Origin of the sequence: Flavobacterium sp., assembly GCF_036515215.1 — a bacterium.
GTDB lineage: Bacteria > Bacteroidota > Bacteroidia > Flavobacteriales > Flavobacteriaceae > Flavobacterium.
Genome location: NZ_DATBVQ010000040.1, coordinates 1 through 6,510 on the forward strand (window position 1 = coordinate 1; position 6,510 = coordinate 6,510).

Sequence of the window (6,510 nt, forward strand, 5' to 3'; positions counted from 1 at the left end):
CTGGTATCACCCCACCAAGGAAATGTCTTGTAGCGTTCTATGTAGCTCAGTTTTACATATTGGCCTTCCATGCTTTTTAAATCCGATATTACTTTTTTGTCCTTATCCAGTACTGAAAAAGCAAAGATTTGTGAACCTGACATTCCTTGGCTCAATTCGCCTTCCCAAGTTTTGAATGCCACTCCTTTATGGCTGAATTTAATTAAATGCCCCGATCGCACGCCTTCGCTATAAGTGGCGTTGTATACAAAAGCAAAATAAAGTGTCGTGGACAATACGATAACAATTGCTAGAATTCCTAAAAATTTTTTCATCTTGACGGTTTAATTTAAAAGTTGGTTTTCGTCTTTTTCAGCTCTTGATAATATATTTTCTGGAAGCGATTTTTTGGCTTTGGCTCCCATTTTTTTTAACTTCTCGACACTGGTAATTAAATTCCCTTTTCCTTCCACAAGTTTATTCATGGCGCCACTATATTCCGTTTTGCTTTCGTCTATTTTCTTTCCTATTTTTATTAAATCGGACACAAAACCTTCGAATTTATCGTACAAAGCACCTGCTTGACGCGCGATCTCGAAGGCGTTCTCTTGTTGTTTTTGGTTCGCCCACATACTGTCAATGGTCCTCAAAGTGGCCAATAAAGTGGCGGGAGTAACTATGACGATGTTTTTTTCGAACGCTTTGTTGTACAATGAAGTGTCCTCATTTAAGGCCATGGCAAAAGCGGGTTCGATGGGGATAAAAAGCAATACGAAATCAGGGCTTTCTATCTGGTATAAATCTTGGTAATTCTTGTTTCCCAGTTGTTCTACGTGGCGCTTGATGGAATTGACATGTTCTTTTAGATAGCCGTTTTTTAAATCGTCCTCTTCCTCGTTGATGTATTTTTCATAAGCTGTCAAAGATACTTTCGAATCGACGATCATCTTTTTGCCGTCAGGCAGATTTATCACAACGTCGGGGAAAACGCGATTTCCATCTTCAGTAGTGAACGCTTGCTGCACTTCGTATTCGCGTCCTTTTTCCAAGCCAGATTTTTCAAGGACTCGCTCCAGAACGAGTTCTCCCCAATTCCCCTGCATTTTGCTGTCCCCTTTCAGAGCTTTGGTCAGGTTGATGGTTTCCTTGCTCATCTGGATGTTCATTTCGCGCAATCCCAGAATCTGTTGGCGAAGAGCCGCATGATAATCGATACTTTCTTTGTGGGTGTCTTCGACTTTCTTTTCGAACAAATGAATTTTATCTTGCAAAGGCGTCAAGATGTTTTTCATGTTTTCTTTGTTCTGCTCAGTGAATTTATTGGACTTTTCGTCCAATATTTTATTTGCCAGATTTTCGAATTCTTTGGTGAATTTCTCCTGAAGTTTCTCCACCTCTTCTTTTTGCTCTTTGTTGCGTTCCCAAAGGTTCTCAAAATCAACTTCTTTCTTTGAAAGCTGAATGGCCAGACTGTCTTTTTCGTTTCGAATAATTTCTTTATCAGAATTAGTGATTTCCAATTGTTTTTCGAAAACCTTTTTCTCATTCGAAAATTGCTCTTTCAGCTGATTAAATTGAGAATTTAAAGCGATTAATTTTTCTTCCAGACTGATTTTTTCGGATTGAAAACGGGCAGAAAATATAAGTTTGCCAATGAAAACCCCAATGGCTAGTGCAATAATAAATAGGAATAAAAACGGAAGCATGTTTGACATAAATAGATTTTTGTAGAAAGTAAAAGTAAGTAATAATACATCTTAGTGCTAAATTTATTAAAGGGAAAATAAAAAAGCCAATAATAAGGTAAATTTTTTATTGGCTTTTTTTTAAACTGATGTACTTGATTTATTCGTCAAGTTTCATATTTCCGCGGTCGGTTTGATTATCGGGGTGCGAAGCAGGATATCTTGTTGCGGTTATGTCAGCGTTGAGATCTTCGTTTTCAACTGTTTTCATGGCCTCCTCCTCTGTTGTCACACCTCGACTAAGACTTTCATTATCGTTCCATGTTCGTTCTTCGTCTGGAATAGGGGCAATAGATCCATCAACATTCCTGGCTCTTTGCACTATCTTTTTATTTCCTTCGGCATCAATTTCTATCTCTTCGTTAAGCATAGATTCTTGGCATTTTTTTATCGGATCTATATTTTGCCCGCTAAATCCTTCATTAATATTTTGCCTTTCTTTTTTTGAATCTTTATTTTTCATGACATATTATTTTTTAGATTTTGCTAATTCGTTTTATAATATTACTGATTTTAAACGGACTATCTTAATCATTTAACATAGCTTTTAGAGGAATGAAATCTGGCTTGGGGCTGTTTGATGCTAATAAAACAAAGCTATCTTTGCAGCTGTTTATCATTTGAATCGAACTAATGGCCCATAATCATTTTATCCTCCACAAACCTTACGGTTATTTAAGTCAATTTATTTATGAATTGAAAAGGAAAAAGAAACTGTTAGGAGAATTGTATGATTTCCCCAAAGGAACGATGGCGATAGGTCGTTTGGATGAAGACTCGGAAGGACTACTGTTGTTGACCACGGATGGAAAGATGAGCGAAATTATTCGTTCTAAAAAAGTGGACAAAGAATATTATGTGCAAGTTGACGGCCTCATAACACAGGAAGCAATCTATAAATTGAAGATGGGGGTTGAAATAGGTTTCGACGGTACCAAATACGTCACCAAACGCTGCGAAGCTTTTCTAATTGATGAAACTCCAAATTTTGGACCAAGAGGAAAAAAAATTCGAGACGAACGTCATGGCCCTACTTCTTGGGCTTCTATAACGGTCAATGAGGGCAAATTTCGCCAAGTCAGGAAAATGACGGCGGCAGTGGGTTTCCCCACTTTACGATTAGTGCGCGTGCGAATTGGGAATATACATCTCAATAATTTGCAGTCGGGAGAAGTGATCGAGCTAAGTGATTTTCAAATCGAAATTTAAGAGATTGGAAGCAATCTTTTAATTTTTCAATCTTTAAATAAATAAAATATGTTGAACATTGTTTTGGTTGAACCCGAAATACCCAATAATACAGGAAATATCGGCCGATTGTGCGTGGGAACCGAAAGCCGTTTACACCTTATCCATCCCTTTGGTTTCGTGATCAATGATAAAAACGTGAAACGCTCAGGCTTGGATTACTGGGTGCATCTCGACGTTACCGAGTACCAAAATGTGGCCGAATGGACCAAACAAATCCCTGATTCCTCTAGGGTTTTCCTGATGAGTTCGCATGCGGAGAAATCGTATCTGGAAATTGAATTTCAAGATGGAGATTGGTTGGTTTTTGGCAAAGAGAGTAGGGGATTAAGCGAGGCCGTATTGTCTCAATTTGAGAACCATTTAAAGATACCAATGTCAGCCAACATTCGTAGTTTCAACATAGCCAACTCCGTGGCTTTTGTCATTGGGGAGGCCAAAAGGCAAATCCAGTTAAAGCGATAATTAATTATCCAGGATTAAAAAGAGAAATGCTATGTTAGGGTGAAATTTTATATATTTGGGAAGGTGGTTTGGCTGTAGTCGAATGCCACTCATTTAAAATAAGCTTTTTATGGTCGATAAAGTTTTTCTCAGAAGTTCCATTTTCAGGCATTTGGATGGATTGGTAACCGGACCCGTGGCCTACAGCTTGCACAAAAAGGGAGTCCTGTCTTTCATACTGGATAAAAAAGAGTGCACGCTTAGTGAACTGACTTCTCAGTTTGAAGCAAACGAAGGCTATCTTAATGTAGCTTTACGTGTATTATGTTCGCAAGGTTTCCTGAAACACCATATCAATAATGCCACAGATGAAATCAGATTTAGTTTGAGCGACAAGAGCGAAATAGCTTTTCCGCTATTTCACTTGTATGAAGACATCGTAGAACTGTTGCAATTTTCAATGCAATTCCACCCGCGGTTATTTGAAGAAGCCCCTTTTGAGCGATTGAAAATTATTTTCGAAAAATACAAAAAAAATTATGGTCTTGTCTTCTCTAATGATCCTTTGGAGAGCGAAATACAACATCAAATTTTAACTCATATTGAAGGAGCATTAGTAGGACCAACTTTGGTCAGGCTTGGCATGAGCGGGATGTTTCACAAGTACTTCATGGAAATTTCCTTCCGTCCAGAAGAGTTTCATAAGTCCCCTGAAAACTTCAAAATCATATTGGATTTCTTGGCATATCTGGGTTGGTTTACCCAAAAGAACGGTAATTATCAATTCACTGAAACCGGGCTGTTTTTTGCCAAAAGGGCATCCGCATACGGGGTGACTGTGTCTTATATGCCCACATTCAGCAAAATGGACGAGTTGCTTTTTGGCAATCCGAATGTACTGCGAAATGTTGGCGAAGGAGAAGATGAAATTCATGTGGATCGGGAAATGAATGTTTGGGGTAGCGGTGGCGCCCATGACAGCTATTTTAAAGTCGTGGATGAAATCATCATCAAGTTGTTTAATTTACCAATAGAAGACCAACCAAAAGGGATTCTGGACATGGGTTGCGGCAACGGGGCTTTCCTCGAACACATTTTCAACGTGATCGAAAGACAGACTTTGCGAGGGAAAATGCTTGATGATTACCCGTTGTTTTTGGTGGGCGCCGATTATAACCAGGCCGCTCTCAAAGTTACCCGAGCCAATTTGATCAAAGCCGATATTTGGGCTAAAGTCATTTGGGGCGACATAGGTCGTCCGGATCTGTTGGCGAGTGATTTAATGGAAAATTACGGCATCGATTTAAAGGACTTGTTAAATGTGCGCACTTTTCTAGACCACAACCGCATCTGGGAAATACCAAAGCACATTACAGCGGGACGAGTTAGCCAATCCACTGGAGCTTTTGCGCACAGGGGAATGCGAATTAACAATAATCTCCTGGAGGATAATCTTTTGGAGCATTTTAATAAATGGTCACCATTTGTCAGGAAATTTGGTCTGTTGATGATCGAACTGCATAAGATTCCTCCAGTTTTGACAGCAGAAAATTTGGGCAAGACGGCTGCTACTGCATATGATGCGACCCATGGTTTTTCGAACCAGTATATCGTGGAAATACCCGTTTTGCACAAAATTGCCGCAGAAGCCGGACTATATCCGGACACGCAGTTTTTTAAGCGCTTTCCCGATTCGAATATCGCCACTGTAAGTATCAATTTGCTGAAAGGGAAAGTTTAGTGCGATTTTGAACTGAAATAATAATCTATTAAATCAATAGTCGCCTCGAGCTAAATTAATAACCTGACTTCGATAAATAATTATCGAAGTCAGGTTATTAACTAGAATGATATAACAAAACCATTTCTTGATATTTTTAGATACAGCCCCGAAAGGCGAATCGGGAAAATAACGGTTTTTATGTTTATTTATTTCACAGTGCTAAAAAATGGAGCGGCTTATTAAAAAGCTTCAATCATCATTTTCCCGGAAATGGTGAGTGAAAACATAGTTCCCGATTTGCTTTCCCATTTCTTCTCCATCCATCGCTGACTTTCTGAAATCCCAGCCAGATAAGATCATGCTTAATGAGCTTTCTCTTGCTGCTTGTGTAAAACTGCTAAAATGCATTGAAGTACCGGGTATAGTGGCGCTGGTTAGGTTAATATCGGTTTCATCAGACGAGAAGAATAATCGCAATACTTCGGCAGCAGTTCCACTGTAAGCTGTAAATGAACTGGGGTATCCTGGTTGAGGCGGGGTGGGAAAAGCATTGGGTATTTCTGTAAGAAAAGGCAGCCAGTTGGGGTCGGCCATTGTATCGGAGTTGCCATCAGTGGCGGCCAGTCGAATGGCCGTTTCTGGTCTCCAGTAATAAAAATGATACATGGCATTCAGTCCTGAGTTAATGCTTTCGGCCATAGAGGTATGCATTAGCGCAAATAACCTGGCAGTTTTCCAGGCGTCCATTTTTTTGGTTTTAATGGCTTCGCGGGTAAAGTTATTCCAAGTAATAGAAGGCCTGTTATCTGACCAGAATCGCGCCATCGTGCTTTCAGTTGCTGTTCGTGTAGAATTCACCCTTCCACCTTTTGTTTTCACTTCGTTGTAATCGGCGGTGTAATCTGTTGAGTTGACGGCATAAGGCCCCTCAGGGCGAAACTGCTGGTTGCTTTCTATCACATAAGGTTTCATAACTGTACCCCAATTAGAAATTCTTTTGACTGGTGGGTTTAAATAATTAAATACACCACCCATAATCATAATAGGAGAGCGAAATTCGCCTGGCTCATCGCCATCAAGCGGAGTTAGAGATGCTTGTATCACCTGAGCAAATCCGTCATTGGCTCGGTTGGCGATAACGGCATCGGCTGTTTTTTTCCCAAGAGCGATGCCTAATTCTTTACTTTCCCCGTTGGGGATGGTTGCTAAACTCTCATTGTACCATGTGTCAATAGGAAAACTCCTTTGCTGGTCCAGTCCCTTAATGGCCCAATATGCTGCACTGGCAACAGCCGCATCGGGGTCGGCAAATTTTTCTCGTTCATGAAGGGCAAAGCGTTCATATTTTGGTTTGATATTATTAAGTGCATC

The 6,510-nt window shown here is 39.9% G+C and carries 7 protein-coding genes; 3 read left to right on the top strand and 4 right to left on the bottom strand.

Annotation, left to right across the window (positions count from 1 at the left end; genetic code table 11):
- The 3 genes from VIH09_RS02995 to VIH09_RS03005 all read right to left on the bottom strand — a co-directional run.
- On the bottom strand, positions 1-314 hold a 314-nt coding region (locus VIH09_RS02995; RefSeq protein ID WP_331577727.1), incomplete at its 3' end, for a 6-phosphogluconate dehydrogenase.
- A 9-nt stretch (positions 315-323) separates the two neighbouring features.
- Entirely contained in the window at positions 324-1,694 is a 1,371-nt protein-coding gene (gene rmuC / locus VIH09_RS03000) for a DNA recombination protein RmuC (RefSeq protein ID WP_331577729.1), read from the bottom strand.
- 130 nt (positions 1,695-1,824) lie between these two features.
- A complete protein-coding gene (locus tag VIH09_RS03005; RefSeq protein ID WP_331577731.1) occupies positions 1,825-2,187 on the bottom strand; it encodes a hypothetical protein in 363 nt (120 codons plus the stop codon).
- A gap of 170 nt (positions 2,188-2,357) precedes the next feature.
- On the opposite strand from VIH09_RS03005, the gene VIH09_RS03010 reads away from it, so the two are divergent.
- From VIH09_RS03010 to VIH09_RS03020, 3 genes are all read left to right on the top strand, one after another.
- Positions 2,358-2,933: a pseudouridine synthase gene (locus VIH09_RS03010; RefSeq protein ID WP_331577733.1), complete on the top strand. Its 576-nt coding sequence runs from the start codon at positions 2,358-2,360 to the stop codon at positions 2,931-2,933.
- Positions 2,934-2,981: 48 nt separating this feature from the next.
- A complete protein-coding gene (locus VIH09_RS03015) occupies positions 2,982-3,437 on the top strand; it encodes a tRNA (cytidine(34)-2'-O)-methyltransferase (protein ID WP_331577735.1) in 456 nt (151 codons plus the stop codon).
- Positions 3,438-3,546: 109 nt separating this feature from the next.
- Positions 3,547-5,157, top strand: coding sequence for a class I SAM-dependent methyltransferase (locus tag VIH09_RS03020; RefSeq protein WP_331577737.1), 1,611 nt, complete (start codon positions 3,547-3,549; stop codon positions 5,155-5,157).
- A gap of 231 nt (positions 5,158-5,388) precedes the next feature.
- On the opposite strand, the gene VIH09_RS03025 is transcribed toward VIH09_RS03020, so the two are convergent.
- Positions 5,389-6,510 (bottom strand): vanadium-dependent haloperoxidase (locus VIH09_RS03025; protein WP_331577739.1); only part of this gene is annotated, 1,122 nt, incomplete at its 5' end.